General features: G+C 69.1%; 15 protein-coding genes. 4 read left to right on the top strand and 11 right to left on the bottom strand.

Annotated features, from left to right (window positions below):
- Window positions 1-47: 47 nt before the first annotated feature.
- Window positions 48-374 carry a thioredoxin gene (trxA, locus tag IEY60_RS29800; protein ID WP_189033842.1) on the top strand — a complete coding sequence of 109 codons (327 nt, stop codon included), beginning with the start codon at window positions 48-50 and terminating at the stop codon, window positions 372-374.
- A gap of 13 nt (window positions 375-387) precedes the next feature.
- On the opposite strand, the gene IEY60_RS29795 is transcribed toward trxA, so the two are convergent.
- Genes IEY60_RS29795 through IEY60_RS29780 form a run of 4 tightly spaced genes read right to left on the bottom strand, consistent with a single transcriptional unit; the run spans window position 388 to window position 4,302 of the window.
- Window positions 388-1,353, bottom strand: coding sequence for an ABC transporter substrate-binding protein (locus IEY60_RS29795; RefSeq protein ID WP_189033841.1), 966 nt, complete (start codon window positions 1,351-1,353; stop codon window positions 388-390).
- 9 nt (window positions 1,354-1,362) lie between these two features.
- Window positions 1,363-2,121 carry an ABC transporter ATP-binding protein gene (locus IEY60_RS29790; protein WP_189033840.1) on the bottom strand — a complete coding sequence of 253 codons (759 nt, stop codon included), beginning with the start codon at window positions 2,119-2,121 and terminating at the stop codon, window positions 1,363-1,365.
- Between the two features lies 1 nt (window position 2,122).
- Complete coding sequence (locus IEY60_RS29785) at window positions 2,123-2,962, bottom strand: ABC transporter permease (RefSeq protein WP_189033839.1); 840 nt, start codon at window positions 2,960-2,962, stop codon at window positions 2,123-2,125.
- Window positions 2,959-4,302, bottom strand: a complete 1,344-nt coding sequence (locus IEY60_RS29780) for an aryl-sulfate sulfotransferase (protein ID WP_189033838.1) — start codon at window positions 4,300-4,302, stop codon at window positions 2,959-2,961. Before IEY60_RS29780 ends, IEY60_RS29785 begins: the two co-directional genes overlap by 4 nt.
- 163 nt (window positions 4,303-4,465) lie before the next feature.
- On the opposite strand from IEY60_RS29780, the gene IEY60_RS29775 reads away from it, so the two are divergent.
- Window positions 4,466-5,485, top strand: coding sequence for a LacI family DNA-binding transcriptional regulator (locus IEY60_RS29775; protein ID WP_229740242.1), 1,020 nt, complete (start codon window positions 4,466-4,468; stop codon window positions 5,483-5,485).
- Window positions 5,486-5,539: 54 nt separating this feature from the next.
- Here the strand turns inward: IEY60_RS29775 and IEY60_RS29770 are convergent, their stop codons facing one another.
- A complete protein-coding gene (locus IEY60_RS29770) occupies window positions 5,540-6,196 on the bottom strand; it encodes a CatB-related O-acetyltransferase (RefSeq protein WP_189033836.1) in 657 nt (218 codons plus the stop codon).
- A gap of 158 nt (window positions 6,197-6,354) precedes the next feature.
- Between IEY60_RS29770 and IEY60_RS29765 the strand changes: the two genes are divergently transcribed.
- The gene (locus IEY60_RS29765; RefSeq protein WP_189033835.1) at window positions 6,355-6,519 is read left to right on the top strand and encodes a hypothetical protein; all 165 of its coding nucleotides are present in this window, start codon (window positions 6,355-6,357) and stop codon (window positions 6,517-6,519) included.
- 16 nt (window positions 6,520-6,535) lie between these two features.
- Here IEY60_RS29765 and IEY60_RS29760 read toward each other — a convergent pair whose 3' ends face one another.
- The 4 genes from IEY60_RS29760 to IEY60_RS29745 all read right to left on the bottom strand — a co-directional run bounded on the left by IEY60_RS29760 (window position 6,536) and on the right by IEY60_RS29745 (window position 13,226).
- On the bottom strand, window positions 6,536-7,615 hold the full coding sequence (locus tag IEY60_RS29760; protein WP_229740241.1) for a PQQ-dependent sugar dehydrogenase: 1,080 nt from the start codon (window positions 7,613-7,615) through the stop codon (window positions 6,536-6,538).
- Between the two features lie 63 nt (window positions 7,616-7,678).
- Complete coding sequence (locus IEY60_RS29755; RefSeq protein ID WP_189033833.1) at window positions 7,679-10,261, bottom strand: helix-turn-helix transcriptional regulator; 2,583 nt, start codon at window positions 10,259-10,261, stop codon at window positions 7,679-7,681.
- Window positions 10,262-10,353: 92 nt separating this feature from the next.
- A complete protein-coding gene (locus IEY60_RS29750; RefSeq protein WP_189033832.1) occupies window positions 10,354-11,448 on the bottom strand; it encodes a catalase family protein in 1,095 nt (364 codons plus the stop codon).
- Window positions 11,445-13,226 (bottom strand): peroxidase family protein, encoded by a 1,782-nt coding sequence (locus tag IEY60_RS29745; protein ID WP_189033831.1) that lies wholly within the window; start codon window positions 13,224-13,226, stop codon window positions 11,445-11,447. The genes IEY60_RS29750 and IEY60_RS29745 overlap by 4 nt, the downstream gene beginning before the upstream one ends.
- A 236-nt stretch (window positions 13,227-13,462) precedes the next feature.
- Between IEY60_RS29745 and IEY60_RS29740 the strand changes: the two genes are divergently transcribed.
- Window positions 13,463-14,215 (top strand): hypothetical protein, encoded by a 753-nt coding sequence (locus IEY60_RS29740; RefSeq protein ID WP_189033830.1) that lies wholly within the window; start codon window positions 13,463-13,465, stop codon window positions 14,213-14,215.
- A 10-nt stretch (window positions 14,216-14,225) separates the two neighbouring features.
- Here IEY60_RS29740 and IEY60_RS29735 read toward each other — a convergent pair whose 3' ends face one another.
- Together IEY60_RS29735 and IEY60_RS29730 are read right to left on the bottom strand one after the other, a co-directional pair.
- Window positions 14,226-14,630, bottom strand: coding sequence for a hypothetical protein (locus IEY60_RS29735; protein WP_189033829.1), 405 nt, complete (start codon window positions 14,628-14,630; stop codon window positions 14,226-14,228).
- A gap of 116 nt (window positions 14,631-14,746) precedes the next feature.
- Entirely contained in the window at window positions 14,747-16,735 is a 1,989-nt protein-coding gene (locus IEY60_RS29730; protein WP_229740240.1) for a trypsin-like serine peptidase, read from the bottom strand.
- Window positions 16,736-16,760: the final 25 nt, after the last annotated feature.

Below are 16,760 nucleotides of genomic sequence, written 5' to 3'. Positions count from 1 at the left end.
CACCTCATCGGGGCGATTTTCCGGGCCCCGGCCACCGAGGAGAGACCATGACCAAGACCGTCGCCACCGTGAACGATGTGACCTTCGCGCGCGAGGTACTCGATGCCGAACTGCCGGTGCTCGTCGAGTTCACCGCCGCGTGGTGCCCGCCGTGCAAGATGATCGAGCCGGTGCTCGACGAGCTGGCCCACGAGGAAGCGGGCCGGATGGCGATCGTCAAAATCGATGTGGACGCCAACCCGCAGACCACCGCGGACTACGCCGTCCTGTCGATGCCGACCCTGATGCTGTTCCGCGACGGCATCCCGGTCCGGACCGTCGTCGGCGCCAGGTCCAAGCGACGCCTGCTCGACGACCTGGCAGGCGCGCTCTGAATCCGATGTGTACCTACCCTGCCTTCGGCAGGAATTCGTCGTCGAGGAACGTGGCGTAGTCGGGCACCTGGGTCGCCGGGTCGATCCGGCCCTGCGTCTTGGCCCAGTTGCCCAGTTCGGCGAGTTTCGCCGCGAGATCCGGTGCCAGTTGCAGCGTGAAGTCGAACTGGGGCAGGACATCGCGCAACAGTTCCGGGTCGAGTTGCGTCGCTTTCGCGACGGCGGTCACCGCGGCATCGGACGTCGCGGCGAGCTGTGTTCCCGCCTCGGCGAGCGCGGCGAAGAAGGCCGACAGGGCCGCGGACTTGGTCGCGATCGCGGTCTGGGTGGCCAGGTAGAGGCTGTGCTGGCGGTAGCTGCCGCCACGCAGTTCGACCGCGTCGGCGCCGAGCGCCCGCACGACCTGTGCCTGGTACGGCTGGAAGATCGACACCGCGTCGACATTGCCCTGGGTGGCCGCGGTGACCGTCGCCGACGGTGACACCTGGACGAGCGTCGCGTCGACGCGGTGCTGCGCGAGCGCACTGGCCGCGAAGTAGGCCGCGCTGGTGCCCAGCGGCGTGCCGACCGATTTGCCCGCCAGGTCGGCGACGGTCGAGATGCCCGCGCTCCGGCGGGCGACGATGCGCGAGCCCTCCCAGCGGGAACCGTCGCCGACCACCCGCAGCGACGGCGATCGGGTGAGCACGGCGGAGGTGGGGACGTCGGCCGCGGTCGCGATGTCGACCTGGCCCGCGGCGACCGCCTGGAGCGCCTCGACACCCGACGGGAAGTTGATCACCTTGACGGTGATGTCGCGCGCGGTGAAAAAGCCGCTCTCGGCGGCGACCGGAATCTGCGCCCAGGACGGGTCGACGACGAACCCCACGGTGAGTGTCGTCGGATCGGTCTTGTCGGCGTCGGCGCACGCGACGACCGTGGTCGACAGTGCGGCAACGGTAAGGGCTGCGACCAGCAGCCGCGGGATCAATGACTTCACGGGATTTCCTTAGGCGACGGTGTGATCGATGCCGAGTCGGTGATGCAGGGTCTTGCGGATCTCGCTGTAGCCCGGCTGGTCGGCGAGGGTGTCGGCCGGCCGGGGCCGGTGGACGGGGTTGGTGATCTGGTCGACGATCTGCCCGTCGCGCAGCACGCTGATCGAATCCGCGAGCCGGATCGCCTCGTCGATGTCGTGGGTGACGAACACGATGGTCCGGTCGAGCCGGGTCCACAGGTCGATGAGCAGGTCCTGCATGTTGAGCCGGGTGAGGGCGTCGAGGGCGGCGAACGGCTCGTCCATCAGCATCACGTCGGGCTCCCCCGCCAGCACCCTGGCGATGCCGACCCGCTGCCGCATGCCACCGGACAGTTCGCTGGGCCGCAGCCGCGCGACGTCCGCGGACAGCCCGACCAGCGAGAGCAGTTCGGCGATGCGGGCACGGCGGCGATGCGCGGGAACCGCGCGGGCGCGCAGCGCGAAGGTGATGTTGTCGGCCACGCTCATCCACGGGAAGAGGACATCGCGCTGAAATGCCATGCCGCGCTGTGGATCCGGTGCGGTGACGAGGCGGCCGCTGTCGGTGACCGTCCCCGAGGTCGGGGTGATGAACCCGGCCAGGCAGTGCAGCAGGGTCGATTTGCCGCTACCGGAGGCGCCGACGAGCACGGTGAACGCGCCGTCGGGAATGGTGAGGTCGATCCGGTCGAGGGTGGCTGCGGGGCGACCGGGGAAATGCACGACCAGATCGTGGGTCTCGATGGCCATCTCAGTGCTCCTCGCGGGCCCAGCGGGTCAGTGGATCGGTGATCGAGGCGATCGCTAGGTCGCAGAGCGCTCCGATGGCACCGAGAACGAGCAGGCAGAAGATCAGCCGATCAGCCTGGGAGAACAGCTGTGCCTGATAGATCCGGTAGCCGATACCCGCTGTGGTGCCGGTCATTTCGGCGACGACGATCAGGACGAACGCCATCGCGGCGCCGACCCGCAAGCCGGCGACGATGTCGGGCGCGGCTTCGGGCAGGATGATCCGCGCCAGGGTCTGCGCCCGGCTCGCGCCGAGGCAGCGCGCGGCCTGCAGGTAGTCCTCGGGGGTGCTCGCCAAGCCGGCGTGGCTGTTGATCCAGACCGGCACGAACACGCCGAGGGCGATGACGAGGGTCTTGCTGCTCTCGCCGAGCCCGAACCAGAGGATGGCCAGCGGCACCAGGCCGATCGTGGGGATCGGCGCGAGCAACCGCAGGACCGGCTGGAGCAGGTTGCGCCCCGCCGCGGTGGTCGCGGTCACGATCGCGGCGCCGAGCCCGGCGAACGCGCCGAGGGCGAAGCCGACGACGGCCCGTTGCAGGCTGGCGGTGATGTCGTCGGCGAGCAGTCCGTCCACCCACAGCGTGTGACCCGCGCGAATGATCTGCGGTACCTCGGGAAAGAGTTCGCGCGGGAATCGCCCGGTCTGCACGACCAGGGTCCAGACGATCGATGCGAGGGCGAGCCCGGCGATCGTCCATCCGGCTGTCCGCAGGCGCCGCGTCCAGGGCCGGTGCTGCCTGCGTGCTCGTGGAGCCGTGCTCGGCACCGGCGTGTGCGCCACCTGCGCCGCGGCCCTCATGTCGCCGAACCTGTCCGCGCGCCTGCGGATTCCCGCCGATCGACCGACCGCGGCGTCGTCCGGGCTGTGCCGTCGGGAACCCAGTCGAACGGGACGGCCTGGGCGCGATACACCAGCGGCGTCAGGGTGAGCCGGTCGACCCCGGGCACCCGCGGCTCGCGTACCTCGGGCTCACCGGCCACGCCGTAGCCGAGATACGGGCTGCAGTACTCCCACACGATGTCGCCGCCCGGGGTGACCTGGAACAGCCTGCCCCGCATGCCTTCGGTGACGAGCGTGTTGCCGTTCGGCAGGCGCTGCGCGTTGCTGACGAACGAGCTGAAGAACGTCCACGACGGCAGCCCGGAGTCCTCGGCGGTGTACTGCCACACGATCTGGCGGGTGGCCGGATCGACCTCGAGCACCCGCGAACCCGCGTAGATGCCCAGTGCGGCAGGCGGATAGCCCGCGCCGCCTTGATTGTCGAAGATCAGGATATTGCCCGTTCCCGGCAGCCCGGCGGCGATCATGTGCGGGTTGTGCTGGCCCGAGATCTGGTCCAGTGCGCGCGGCACCTTGTGGACGTTGATCCGCTGATGCTGCGCGCCCGGCGCCGCGTCGAAATACGGCCCGAGCTTCCACACGACCGCACCGGAGGCCTTGTCGATCAAGGCGACCACATTGGCCTTGCGGAAACTGACGAGAATATTGTCCGGCTGGAACACCGAGTCCGGATCGCTGTCGTGCCAATGGTTGGGGCCCAAGGATTTCGCGCTGTTCATCTCGAGGTAGCCCCACGGATCCTCCGGGTCCCTGGCCGCCGTCCGGCGCAGGGCGTCCCAGCCGTCCTCGGAGAAGCCCAGCTCGTCGAGATGATCACCGGCCAGCCACTGCCAGACGATGTCACCGTCGGGGCCGACCTCGACCAGCCCCTGGTCGCCCACCGCGACCTCGCTCAGCCCCGGCACGGCGCGCGGCACGGTCACCAGCAGCAGCCGGTGCCCGCCGGGCAGCAGCTCCCAGTCGTGATTCTGCCGCGCCGCGCCGCCGGGGGCCTGAGAACCCCACTCCCACAGCGGCTCTCCGGACCAGCTGAGCTGGCCGACCGTCCCGTTGGCGTAGATCCCGCCGCGTGCGTCGCCGCTCGGCGCCAGCTGCACGCCGACGTCACCGCGCCGTCCGCCGTTGAGCGCGGGGTCGATGATCCGCGGCGGCACGCCCGGATACGGCCACTCGTTCACCACCGCGCCGTTCAGGTCGATCAAGCGGGTCACGGAGTCGGCGCCCGTGAAGAGCACGAAGCTGTCGTGTGCGGTCTCGGCGTCGTAGTACGTGACGCCTGTCAGTCGAACGATTCCCATGCCACCTGACTCCACCAGTGATGTGTTACGACCTCGGGTCGTGACGGTTACTCTTCTAATCGATTAGTGTTGCCGCGACCTGGGCGGCGGCACAGGGTAAAAATCGTGGTGAACGGAACTCGCCGCTGATTCGCCCGATATTGCCGAGAGCAGGTTGACTGGGATGGTGAGAGCAAAACGCCCGACGCTGGCCGACGTGGCCCGTCGCGCAGGAACGTCGACCGCGGTGGTCAGCTATGTGCTGAACAACGGACCGCGCCCGGTCTCGGATGCCCTGCGCACCAAGGTCGTCGCCGCGCTCGACGAACTCGACTATCGCCCCGACCGCGTCGCGCAGGCCCTGCGCCGCCCGCGTCGCTGGCGTCAGATCGGCCTGCTTGTCCCCGATCTGACGATGCCGCTCTACGGCGCGTTCGTCGGGCGGATCGAGATCGAGGCGCGCGCCAACGACCACCTCACCATGATCGGCAACACCGGTTTCGATCCGGCGCGTGAGCTCGAATTCGCCCGGGCTTTCACCGATGTCGGCATCGACGGGCTGATCGTGGTCGGCGCGGTCGACGCGCCCGCCACCGCGGAGCTTTGTCATCGGGCCCGGGTTCCGGTGGCCTGGGTGCACAACAGCCGCGGCGTCACCGACGCGCCGGTCATCGGCGCCGACCATGTCGAGGCGGGCCGGCTCGCCACGCGGCATCTGGCCGACGCGCATGGTTGCCGGCGGATCGTCTTCGTGGGTGGGTACACCGCGGCCGAGGTCGAACACGGCGACCGCGAGACGGTCGCCCAGCGGTTCCGCGGCTTCTCGTCGATCGCCCGCGAGACCGGCGTGATCAGCACGGATTTGACCGCGTCCGGCGCCTATTCCGCGGTCACCGAGCACCTGCGGAGCTGTCCGGAACCGCCCGACGGGATCGTGGTCGGCACCCACGGGCAGGCCGCGGCAGTGGTGCGCGCGGTCACCGACGCCGGACTGCGGGTGCCCGGCGATGTCCGCATCACCGGTTTCGATGCCCATCCCACCGCCGACTACAGCCAGATCACCCTCACCTCGGTGACGCAGCCGATCGACCGCATCACCCGCCGCGCCCTCGGCCTGCTGTTGCCGGGCGATCGACAGGATGCGGAGTCCGAGCCGATCGAGGTGGTCATCGAACTCGGCGAAACCTGTGGATGTGCAGGCTGATTCGAGCGGTCGACTGTGTCGGCCTGTCGCAGGCGGCGGACCCGCTCCAGCCGGTCAGTGCTGTGGGGCGGCGGCTTCGAGGTCGGCGACGGTGCCCGACATGATGGTCGGCACGTGGGCGGTGAGGTGGTCGAGGGGCCAGTCCCACCAGGCGACGGCGAGCAGGCGGGCGATGTCCTCGTCGGTGTAGCGGGAGCGGATGAGGCGAGCCGGGTTTCCGCCGACGATGCCGTAGTCGGGTACGTCGGCGGTGACCACCGAACCGGTGCTGATGATCGCGCCGTGCCCGATCCGGACGCCGGGCATCACCGTCGCGCCGTTGCCGAACCAGACGTCGTTGCCCACGACGGTGTCGCCGCGGCTCGGCAGGCCGGTCAGCAGATCGAAATGGTCCGACCACGAGCCGCCCATGGTCGGGAAGGGGAACGTCGACGGGCCGTCCATGCGGTGGTTGGCGCCGTTCATGATGAACCGCACGCCCGTGCCCAGGGCACAGAACTTCCCGATGATCAGCTTCTCCGGCCCGTAGTGGTACAGGACGTTGCGCGTCTCGAAGGCCGTCGGATCGTCGGGGTCGTCGTAGTAGGAGAACTCCCCGACCTCGATCAACGGCGAGGTGACCAGTGGTTTCAGTAGCACCACGCGCGGCTGGCCAGGCATCGGATGCAGCACGGCCGGGTCGGCGGGAACCAACGCGGGACTGTCTGACATCGGGAAACTCCTTCGATGAGCGGCTGCCCGGGATCGGCCATCGGCCTGGGCAGGGTGCCACACCTAGGGCCTGGCAAGCAATCGGTTTGCCGGCCAAGTCTTTCCCGACCTCGCAGGCGCCGACATTCGGTAGCCTGGAATCGAACGAAGGGGGCCCCATGCGGAGTGAGCAGAACGAAGCGGACGATCCGCGCGCACGGTGGCGGCAGTTGCCGCCGGAGCCGCAGCGGTTGATCGAGGAGACCGCGGTCGATACCAGGGTGTCGGGTGTCGAGCTCGGCGTGAACCCGGAGGAAGAGTCCATTCGGCGCAACGCCGGGTAGCGGTGGCCCGCGAAGGTCAGCGGGCCGGGAAGCGCAGGATGCGGTCGTCGCCGTCGCGGATGTCGCCGCGGCCGTCGGTGTTCGAGGTGGTGAGCCAGAGGGCGCCGTCCGGTGCCACGGTGACGGTGCGCAGTCTGCCGTAGGAATCACGGAGAACGTCGCGCGGATTCGTCGCGGTGCCGTTGGATACTGTTGCGGTCCAGAGTCTTTCACCACGCAGAGCGGCTACGTAGAGCGTGTCCCCCGCGATGGCGATGCCGGAGGGGGAGGCTTCCGAGGTCGACCAGGTGAGCAAGGGATCGGTGAAACCATTGTTCGCACCACCGGATCCCTCGACCTCGGGCCAACCGTAGTTGCGGCCCGGTTCGATCAGGTTGAGCTCGTCCACCCGGTTCTGGCCGAACTCGGCGGCGTAGAGCGCGCCCGTGCTGTCCCAGGCCAGACCCTGGACGTTGCGGTGGCCGAGACTGTAGACCGGCGACCCGGGGGTCGGATTGCCCGGTGCGGGTTCGCCGTCGGGGGTGATCCGCAGGATCTTGCCGTTGGGGCTGGCGGCGTCCTGGGATAGCTCGCTCCGGCCCGCGTCCCCGGTGCCGACGTAGAGCATCCCGTCGGGTCCGAAGGCAATGCGGCCGCCATTGTGGTTGCCCGCCTTCGCGATTCCGTCGAACACGACCTCGGCCGGCTCGCCGGGCCGGAACCGCACGATGCGATTGTCGTCCTCGGCGGTGAAATACGCGTAGACATACCGGGTTCGGTCATAGTCAGGGGCGACAGCGAGGCCGAGCAATCCACCCTCGCCGCGCGCGGCCACACCAGGCAGCTCGGCGATGAGCTCCGGTTCGCGGCCCGGCGCCACGCGCAGTATTCGCCCGGAATCTCGCTCGGCCACCAGCGCCGTGCCGTCGGGCAGGAAGGCCAGGCCCCACGGGACGTCGATTCCGCGTGCCACCTCCTCGGGCGCGCCGAGGTCGGGGACGCCGGAGGGCACGCTCGGCGCGGGAGCGGTGACGATCGCCGTGAGCGGTGCGCGACCAGCGGGCTCGTCGCCGGTGCACGAAGTCGCCGCGCAGACGATCAGTATGGCGCCCACCATGTTTCGCGCGCCTCGGCGCGACATCGCTTCCCGCGGAGAGTCTCTCGCGACGGCCACGGCGCTTCAGATCAGCTTCGCGAGTTGTTCGCGATCGGAGGCGTCGAGCTTGATGCAGGCCCGGTAGATATGGCCTTCGACGGTGCGCACGGAGACGCACAGGCGTTCGGCGATGGCACGGTTGGACAGTCCACGACCGATGAGCGCGGCGATCTCGCGTTCCCGTTCGGTGATCGGGAGCGGGCGCGCGGCGGCGGTGATGGCCGGGGTGCAGGCGCCGTCGCAGCGGGCGGCCAAGGCTTGCGCGCGAGCGGCGGCTTGGGCACTCGGACGGCGCTGGCCGGCGTGGTCGTGGATCGGGACGGCCTGCGCTGCCGCGTCGGCGGCGGCCAGCAGCAGGCCCGCGGTCTCGAATTCGAGGCTGACGGCGGCCAGCGCGCGCGTATCGGCATGGGCGAAGGCGGCGGCGTGGCGGGCGTAGATGCCCGCGGCGGGCCCCTGGAGGCGGGCGGCGACGGTCGCCAGCCGGGTGGCGACGGTGCGGTCACCGAAGCGGGCGGCATGATGCAGCGCCTCGGCTTCCAAGGCGTACTGGCCGGTGCGGTGCGCGAGGTCGGCCGCCTTGCGTGCCAGCTCGATCGCCGCGTGCTGGCTGTGCTCGGCGGCGACCACCCAGGCGCGCGCGATCAACCGCTGTGGCTCGTGCAGGGCCATGTGGGCGCCGCGGTGTTCCTCGGCATCAGCGAGGACCCGCTCCGCCTGCTCGACCTCGCCCAGCGCCGCATAGGCCCGCGCCAGCAGCAGCCGCGCAGGCAGCTTCCACGCCAGGGAGCTTTCGGCGTTGAGCGCCGCCAATGCCTGTTCGAAGGCGGTGATCGCTTCGCGGAACCGGCCACGATAGGTGGCGACGACGCCGACCGCGATTCTGGCGATCGCCCAGCCGATGAACTGGCCCGCCGAGGAGAACTCACGGTACTCGGAGGCCCGCTGCTCGGCGCGGTCGAGCTCGCCGATGGTCGTCAGGGCCAGCACGTCCCCGTACCTGACCATGACCCGGACGAGGCCGTCGGTGGACTTCTGCTCGGCGGTGATCCGGGCCGCGATCGGCGCGAAATCGGCGCCGCGTCCGGCCACCGGCATCGCCAGACCGAGCGCGAAGGCGGCGAAATCGACGGCCTGCCGCGGTGAATCCGGGTCGGCGATGACGCGCTCGGCGGTCTCGATACCGACGGCGATCCGGCTCTCGTGCACCGCCATCGCCGCGCCGAAGGCATCGACCGTCAGCCGCAGCGCGGGATACTCGACCCGGGCGGCGAGCAGGTCGAGCAGGTCACGGGCACGCGCGACATTGCCGAGCGACCAGAACTGCAGGCCAGCCCTGAGCACGCCCCACTGGACGAGTTGCAGCGGATCGAGGCGGTCGGGGTCGAAGCGGGCCAGGATCTCGTCGGCTTCGTGCGGCCTGCCCTGCCACAGCAGCGCCCGCGACAGCAGTTCGGCCGCACGCAGGCCGCCGCACCGCTCGCAGGCGGCGCGCGCGAGGCGTTCGGCCAGCGGCAGGTTGGACATGGCCACCGCGTCCTTGGCCGCGTTGATCAGCACGACGATGTCGATCGGCTGATCGCTGTCGACACACAGCTGCGCCAGCCGGATCCGATGCGCCGGCGTGCTCAGATCCCGGTCGCGCAGTGTCTCGACGATGCGCCCGCGCCGCGTGCGGGCGGCGGCGGTGCCGACCCGGCGGCGGATCACCTCGCCGAGCAGGGGATGGCTGAACCGGACGTCCACCGTCGGACCGTGGCGGCCGACCCGGATCATGCCGGTGAGCTCGGCCGTGTCGACGGCCTCCACGCCGACCAGTTCGGTCAGGATGTCGATGTCGAGCGGTTCGTAGACGGCCAGCATCTTCAGCGCCTCCAGCACCGGCCCGCCAACCCGCGCCAGCCGCTCCTCGAGCAGCTCGACCAGCCCCGACGGCACCGCGGTCGGCCCACGCAGCTGCCAGACGCCGTTGCTGTCGGTCAGGGTGCGCGCCTCGACCGCGCCCTCGACCATATTGCGCAGGAACAGCGGGTTGCCACCGGAGGATTCCCACATGACATCGGCGCTGAGCCCTTCCAATGTCCCGCCGAGGACGGTCTCGACCAGTGCGGTGCACTGCTGTTTGGTCAGCGGTGTCAGCTCGATCCGTTCGAGATAGCCGTCCTTCCACAGTGAGGTGACCGCGTCCGGCACGGTTTCCCCGGTGCGGACCGTGGCGACGATGCGCGCGCTGCGATCCACGGCGATCTGATGCACCAGCGTCGCGGACAGCGTGTCGAGGAGGTGGGCGTCGTCGACACCGATCACGGTGCCGGGGTGGGCGAGCAGGTTCTCGCGCGCCGAGTGCAGCAGCGCGAGCGGGTCGCGCGAGGCCGACGCGGCGATCCAGGGCGCGAACGCGCCCAGCGGAATGGCCTGGGAGGAGGCGGTGCAGGCCGCCCAGCGCACAGGATTCGGCAGCACCGAGGTGACGAGCCGCGCCAGGGTGGTCTTGCCGATACCGGCGGCGCCGACGAGCACGACGCCACCGGTGTTGCCGTCGGTCAAAGCTGTACGGACGGCGTCGTATTCGGCGGGGCGATGAAGCAGTTGCCACAGTTCGCCCATACGGCAAAATTCTAGTTCCCGCCCGGCCGTGTCACAACGGATATGTGCAGGTGCAACTAATTTCCGGGCTGGTCGGTCGGGTAGGGCGATGGTCATGGCGGCAGCTCGGTGGCGTCGCGTGGCTCGAGCCGGGGCGCGTTGTTGACGTCGTGGCGGAAGTTGCTCGACGCCTCGTAGACGCGCTGCTTGAGCCGGTTGATCGAACCGAGCGGACGGTGCGCGTCGAGACCGCGCCAGGAGTTGAACGACAGCACATCATCGCCGTAGGCACGCCGTTCGGGCGTGTAGGGATCCTGCACGTCGAAGCGGATCGTCGCGACGGTGCGGTGCGGTGATTCGTCTTCCGGCCACGGCACGGTCGCGTCCTCGATCGGCATGGTTGCGGCGTCGGTGCACAGTTGCGCACGCAGCTCGTACGTGGCGCTGTGCGAGGCGAAGAAATCGATGACCGAATCCTGATGGACGTTCACTCCCGCCGCTTCGCTCACCGGCTGCCCTTGCAGCGCAACGACTTCCGGCGACACCGGAACATAGAGCAGCTTGGCCACGTAGTCGCCGTAGCGCACGGGCGCCGAGGTGTAGAACGTCTCGCCCAGAATGTGGGTGTTGGGCGCGATGAAGACGCCCAGATTCGGTGGCACGCCCTGTCCGAACCGCCGCAGCACGTGCTGGTCCAGGGCGGCGAGAAGGCTACTGCCGGATTGCAATACGGGATCGGGCAACCGCGCGAGCACCCAGGCGGTCGGCATGCCCTTCATCAGGTAGGCGTGCGCGTCGGCGAACAGGAATTCCCGGTGGGTGACCATGATGAAGTCCTGCGTGGTGGCCTCGTCGCCGGGCAATGCCCGTGGCCCGTCCACGCCGAGCACTTTGATCCCCAGCCCGCGGACACCGCGCAACTGGTCGCTGCGGATCACCCCGGAGGTGCTCGACAGCCGGGCGATCACCGGATAGGTGGCCGGGGTGGCGAACAGACCCTGTGCCAGTTCGGGCGGCAGGCCCGCCGGCACGGTCAGCTCGCCGCGCAGGATGCCGTGGCTCTTGGCGTGCGCGTCGCGCAATCCGCGCTTGTACTTGCGGTAGGCGCGTTCGTTGTTGTCGCGCAGGACCGCGATGATCTTGTCGATGTCCTGCTCTTCGTCGGGCCGCGGGTTTTCGAGGTCCTCGTGGTAGCGCAGGTAGGTCATCGTCGGCTCCTCCACGGCGCGAACGGATTCGCGACGCCGTCGAGTGCGGGCGCCAGCGTGGGAAAGTGGCGCAGCAGGACGCTGCGCATCGAGTTGTCGCGCACCCACGCCATGCCCGCCTCGGTGTAGACCTCGGGGCGGAAGTCGGTGGTGAAGAACCGGTCGGCGGACAGCCGCCGCGACGCCATCAGCACGAACACCCGGAACGCGGTGTCGCTGAAGCCGAAACCGGGCGGCTTGGGCTCGGCATAGAGCCCGATCATGAGGTCGACGTCGTCCACGTCGCCGTAGATCTGCTCGAGTTCGCTGGCCCACTGCGGATTGTCGGTCAGCTGGTCGAACGAGGTGGCCGGGGGCAGTCGCAGGTGCTTGCGGAATTCGTTGTAGCGCGGCACGCCCCGCTCGCGGACCCGCAGGATGTCGACGGTCGCCAGGTCGAGCAGCGGACGCCCGGGGCGGGTGAGGTTCTGCAGGTGCCGCGGATAGTTGTGCAGAGTCAGCGCGCCGGGGTTGGCGCGACCGAACGAGTAGAGCAGCGTGTCCATCGGTGTCTCGGCGAGGCGTTCGCGAATGTGGGCGACGCCCAGCTCCGGGAGCGGATATTCGGCCAGGACGCTGTCGTCGGCGCGGCTGCGGACAACGAGTTCGTCGGGGATGAGCGGATGCATTCGGTACACGGAGACGAATTCCTCGGTCAGCGAGTACGGCACGCCGTGGTCGTCGACCGCGGATCCCGGTATGCCGCACAGCACTTCGTTGTCGGCGAGCCTGCCGAACCGGCGGGCCACCCGCTCGCCGAGCACCCCGAACCAGTTGGCGCGCATGGCGGCGACGGTGGTGGGATGCGCGATGACGGCCGGTGTCCAGTCGACGGTGTGGATCTTCGCGATCAGGGCCGAGTTGACCAGACGTGCGGTGTCGTAGAGCTGTTGGTCGTCGAGGTCGGGGTAGCGCCTGCTCAGGCGACGGCAGATCGCATTGTGTTCACGCAGGAACAGCGAATGCAGCAGGGCAAGGCCGACCCAGGCGTTGGCCGCCGCGTCCGACAGCGCGATCAGGCTTTCCGCGTCCAACGGTGGCAGGCCCAGTTCGTCGATGACGAGTTCGCCGCCCTTGCCCGATCGCATGGCGGCCGCGAATTCCGCTGTGCTGCCATAGATCTGAGAGGCGTCCCACCAGTGGCTCTCCACGGTGGTGTACGTCGGCGGACCGCCTGGTTCGGGGCTCGGCACCGAGGCGGTGCGCGGGATGGTCATCGGCGGGTCCGGCCACGGATCCTGCGCGTCCAGTGTCACCGTGAACGGCTCGGTGTCGGCGTCGTCGTGGTCGAACCAGTCGTGCACCTCGAATTGGATCCAGGCCGCCGCCAGCAGGTTCAAAGTCGTGGCGGGCTGGAACCGGTCGCGGGTCAGCAGTTGCGTGCTGATCAGGCGCGGGTTGGGTTCCAGAATGCGCGCGGCGTCCTCCGGGTGGGTGTGCGCGAGCGGGAAGTTGCGGCCGAAACGGCAGCCGACCGACCCTGTCCTCGGATCGGCGGGGTTGTTGTAGGTGCCGTCGACGGTGCGCGCGCCCCGGTGCTCGCCTGCCTCGTCCGGTGGCAGCGGGTCGCCCGGATGCCCGCCGCTGTCGAAGAGATTCTGCGCGCGGAGCCGGCTGCGCAGGCCGACCAGGACGGCCAGCCCCAGCGGCGGCGGCAAACGGAACCAGCCGATGCGCCGATCGAGTGCTTCGGCGGCCCCGACCGCCAAGCGGGTGACAAACGGAGTCGTCTTGACCATCGAGAACCTCCACGTGGCTGGCTCGAATCGCGGCGTACGAGAACTGGTCGGAAATCAGTGTCCGGCACGGGCGGACTCCCTGTCACGGGTAGTGGACTACTCGCCCATCGCGTACGTCCGCACGCGGGTGATGTTCCGGATAACGATTTCGGCGACCACCACCGCGGCTCGCCTTTCAGCAATCGAGTAGCGAATTACGCGCGCCGGGTGGCGGGGCGATGGGTCACGCTGCTTGGGTGATTACTCCGATCGAAATCAAGGTCAATCTCGACGGCGATCTCGTCGACGTACAAACCCGGCTCGGGTGTACGAACGCCGCCGCGATCAGCCGCGACGTGTGGTTCGCCGAACCCCCTCGCCCTGATGTGGGTGATGCGTCTGGCCGTGCGGGCCGGATCGCCATCCGGCTGCGTAGCGGCGAGCACGACGACCTGACCGTCACGCTGCGGCCGTGCGAGCCGTCCCAGCTGATGGGGCGCTGGTCGACCTCGTTCACCGACGAGGCGGTGCGATACCGCATCGAAGGCGACTGGTGCGGCGAGGAGCGGGTGCTGTCGGCCTCGCTGGTGAGCAAACGCCCGCCCGGCTCGCTGCGGGTGGCCGCGCTGCGCGGTGAGGACGTCACCGAGGCCCTCGACTCCGCTCAGCGCCAATTCGTGGTGAGCTGCACGCCCCCCGGCGTCGCGGTCGAGCACCTGCGGGCGATGGGCCCGGTCGCGTCGACGAGGTGGACGAAGGTGCACCTCGGCGGGCTGGAAGTCGACGCCGAACGCTGGACCGTCGGCGGCCTCGACCTGTTCGAGCTGGCGCTCACGGTGACGCCAGTACCCGGGGAAGCACCGGCGCAACTGCGGGCGCGCGCCCTCGAGGTGCAGCGCCGGTTCCACGCCACCGTGCGCGGGCACGGCCTGTCGATCGCGACCGGGCCCGCCAAGACCGAACAGGTACTCGGCGCGCTGACGGCAGCCGGATCGGTGCGCAGCGAGTAGTGCGTTGTCGTCAGTTCACGACGATGAAGTTGAACAGCACCCTGAGGTTGGCGTCCCAGCCGACGTGGTACCGCACCGTCATGGTGCCGTCGGCATGCGGGACGACATTGCGGACCTGCATCGTTGCGCGTCCGAAAAACGGGATGCCGTTGCCATCCAGCTCGGTCATGGTGACCGACACCTGGCTGTCGGCACAGACCTGGGTGGTCGGGAATCCGAACACCCAGGCGCCGGTGCCGTGCGTGTGCAACACCCGCTGAGCCCAGAAGATGGACGAGACGTTCGTGTGGCCGACTCCCCTGATCCCGACGCCGTTGTCGCGATATCCGGCCTGCGATTTCGTCTCCACGAACAGCTCCTCTTCGGTGTCCGGGCTGGCTGCCAGGACCGCGTCTTCCATCTCCGAAACCAACATCTCCCTGTCCTTTCGAACCATGTGGAGAAACCCTGCGCACTGATCATCTCGCGCGGGCAGGCCATTCCGAACGCGTAACGCACTACCCCACATCCGCGGCTCCGCACCGATTCGTCTCAGGCGGACAGTGTCCGTCCGATCGTCGCCGCCACCGCGGCATGGGCGAGGTATTCGGCGATGTCGTGTGCCCGTTCCTTGGGGTTGTCGACCGGGAGATCCCGCAGGTCGTTGCCCCACGCCGGGCGCAGCGGGCAGCCGATGGCGATCGGATCACCGGCGTACCAGGTGTTGAGCCACTCGCCGACCCGTTCCGGCCTGCTCGCTCCACCGCTGAGCAGCTTGCCGTAGACCCCGTCCAGGCCGAGCGGGCTGCCCGCGGTCACCAGCAGGCTCACGTCCAGTTCCCGTGGCAGCTGGGTGAGCAGGTCCATCGCGACGACGGTGCCCAGACTGTGGCTGACCAGGATCACCTCGCCGCCGGCGGGCATGTCGGCGAGTACGGTGTCGAGCACGCCCTTGCGCACCCGCTCGTCGTCGAGATAGGCGGCGACATCCTTGAAGATCGCCCCGATGAGCAGCGAGTCGAGGCCGCTGCGCGCGGCGATCCAGCCGAGCTGGTCGCGCACCCGGCCGAGGACGACCGAGCCGAACCCGCCGAACCGTTCCTCCGCGATCGGATCGGTGGCGACCTCACCGGCGCTGGGCATGCCCGCGCGCTGTGCCGCCTCGGCGACCAGGCTCTCGTAGAGTTCCGAGCCGGTGTCGACGACCGATTCCTGGGTGCCGAGGCTCGCGACGAGCTGGTCGCCGTAGAAGGGGAAGTAGGCGTCGGCGGGGTCGATCGGGCTCAGGTCGGCGAGGGTGAGGCCTTTGTTCAGGCCCGCGGTCCAGGCGCGACGCAGGTCGGTCGGGTCGCGGCCCTGCTGACTACGCCCGTGCAGGAACACCACACTGCGCCGACCACCGAACGCGCTCGACCTGCCCTGCACGCCGCGCACCACCGCCTCGACCGCCGAAATATGCCGTGGCGCAGGCATTGTCACGTCGGCGACCACGGTATCGGCCGACAAGCCTGCCGTGGGCCCGAGTTCGTCGAGGAGCTTTCGCTGTGCCGGATCGAACGACTGCTTGCCGAGATCTCGCAGCAGCACGCTCACCCGGACGCCCTCGTTGGCGATCCAGTGGATCGCGTCGTCACCGTCGCCGCTCTGCCACACCTTGCCGTCCTTGCGCAGCATCCGGCCGTTGTCGTCCTTCTTCGGGACGCCCGCGTGGTGCAGCGCGACCATCTCCCACTGATCGTTGAAGACGGGCGAGCCGGAATTGCCCGGTTCGGTATCGGAGGTGTAGTGCAGGAAGTCGTCGAGTTGCAGGTCGAGCCGGTTGTCGCGGATCGAGATCTCCTTGAGCCTGCCCTGCGGGTGGCCGATGACGTTCATCGCCTCGCCGACCACGATCTTGCCGGTGTCGGCGATCAACCGGTTCCAGCCGAATGTCGTGCCGGGGACGGCACCGTCGGGTCCCGGCGCCACGCGCACCAGCGTGTAGTCGAGATGTTTGTTCGTGACGAAGAAGTCGCCCGGCGCGAGCCGATACTTCGTCACCGGGTTGTGCTGATTATCGATACCGGTCTCGGCCCCGAACTCGATCACGACCGACTCGGCCTTGTCCGCTGTCGGCAGCACATGGTTGTTGGTGAGCAACAGTTGCGGTGACACCAGCGATCCGGTGCCCATCGGCACCTCACGGCTGTTGTGGGACAGGGTGATCCGGGCGACCGCGGCCGCCGCGCGGGCACCGCGGGTCAGGAAATTGACGGCCTGGAGGTCGTTGGCGAAGCCGATGATGCGTTCCAGCGAGCCGATGGTGTCGAGCGGTTCCTGTCTGCCCAGTTCGACCGCCGCCTGGGCGGGCACTTCGCCGCTGGTGAACAGCCGGTCGGCGCGGGCGATGATCTGTTCGTCGGTGTCGACGACGTCGGATTCGGTCGCCTTGCGTTTGCGGGTCACCTCGGCGCGCTCGTCGGCGCTCTTGGCGAAGCGCCGCGCCGCGGCGTCCATCTGTTCGCGCCATGCGGCGGTGCGTGTTGCGCTCTCGGTATCCATGGGTCACCTCGCCTGGAGAAGTATG

Origin of the sequence: Nocardia rhizosphaerihabitans (genome assembly GCF_014646295.1) — a bacterium.
Lineage (GTDB): Bacteria > Actinomycetota > Actinomycetes > Mycobacteriales > Mycobacteriaceae > Nocardia > Nocardia rhizosphaerihabitans.
The sequence above is the reverse complement of the archived record's forward strand: the minus strand, read 5'-3'. Positions and strand labels throughout refer to the sequence as shown.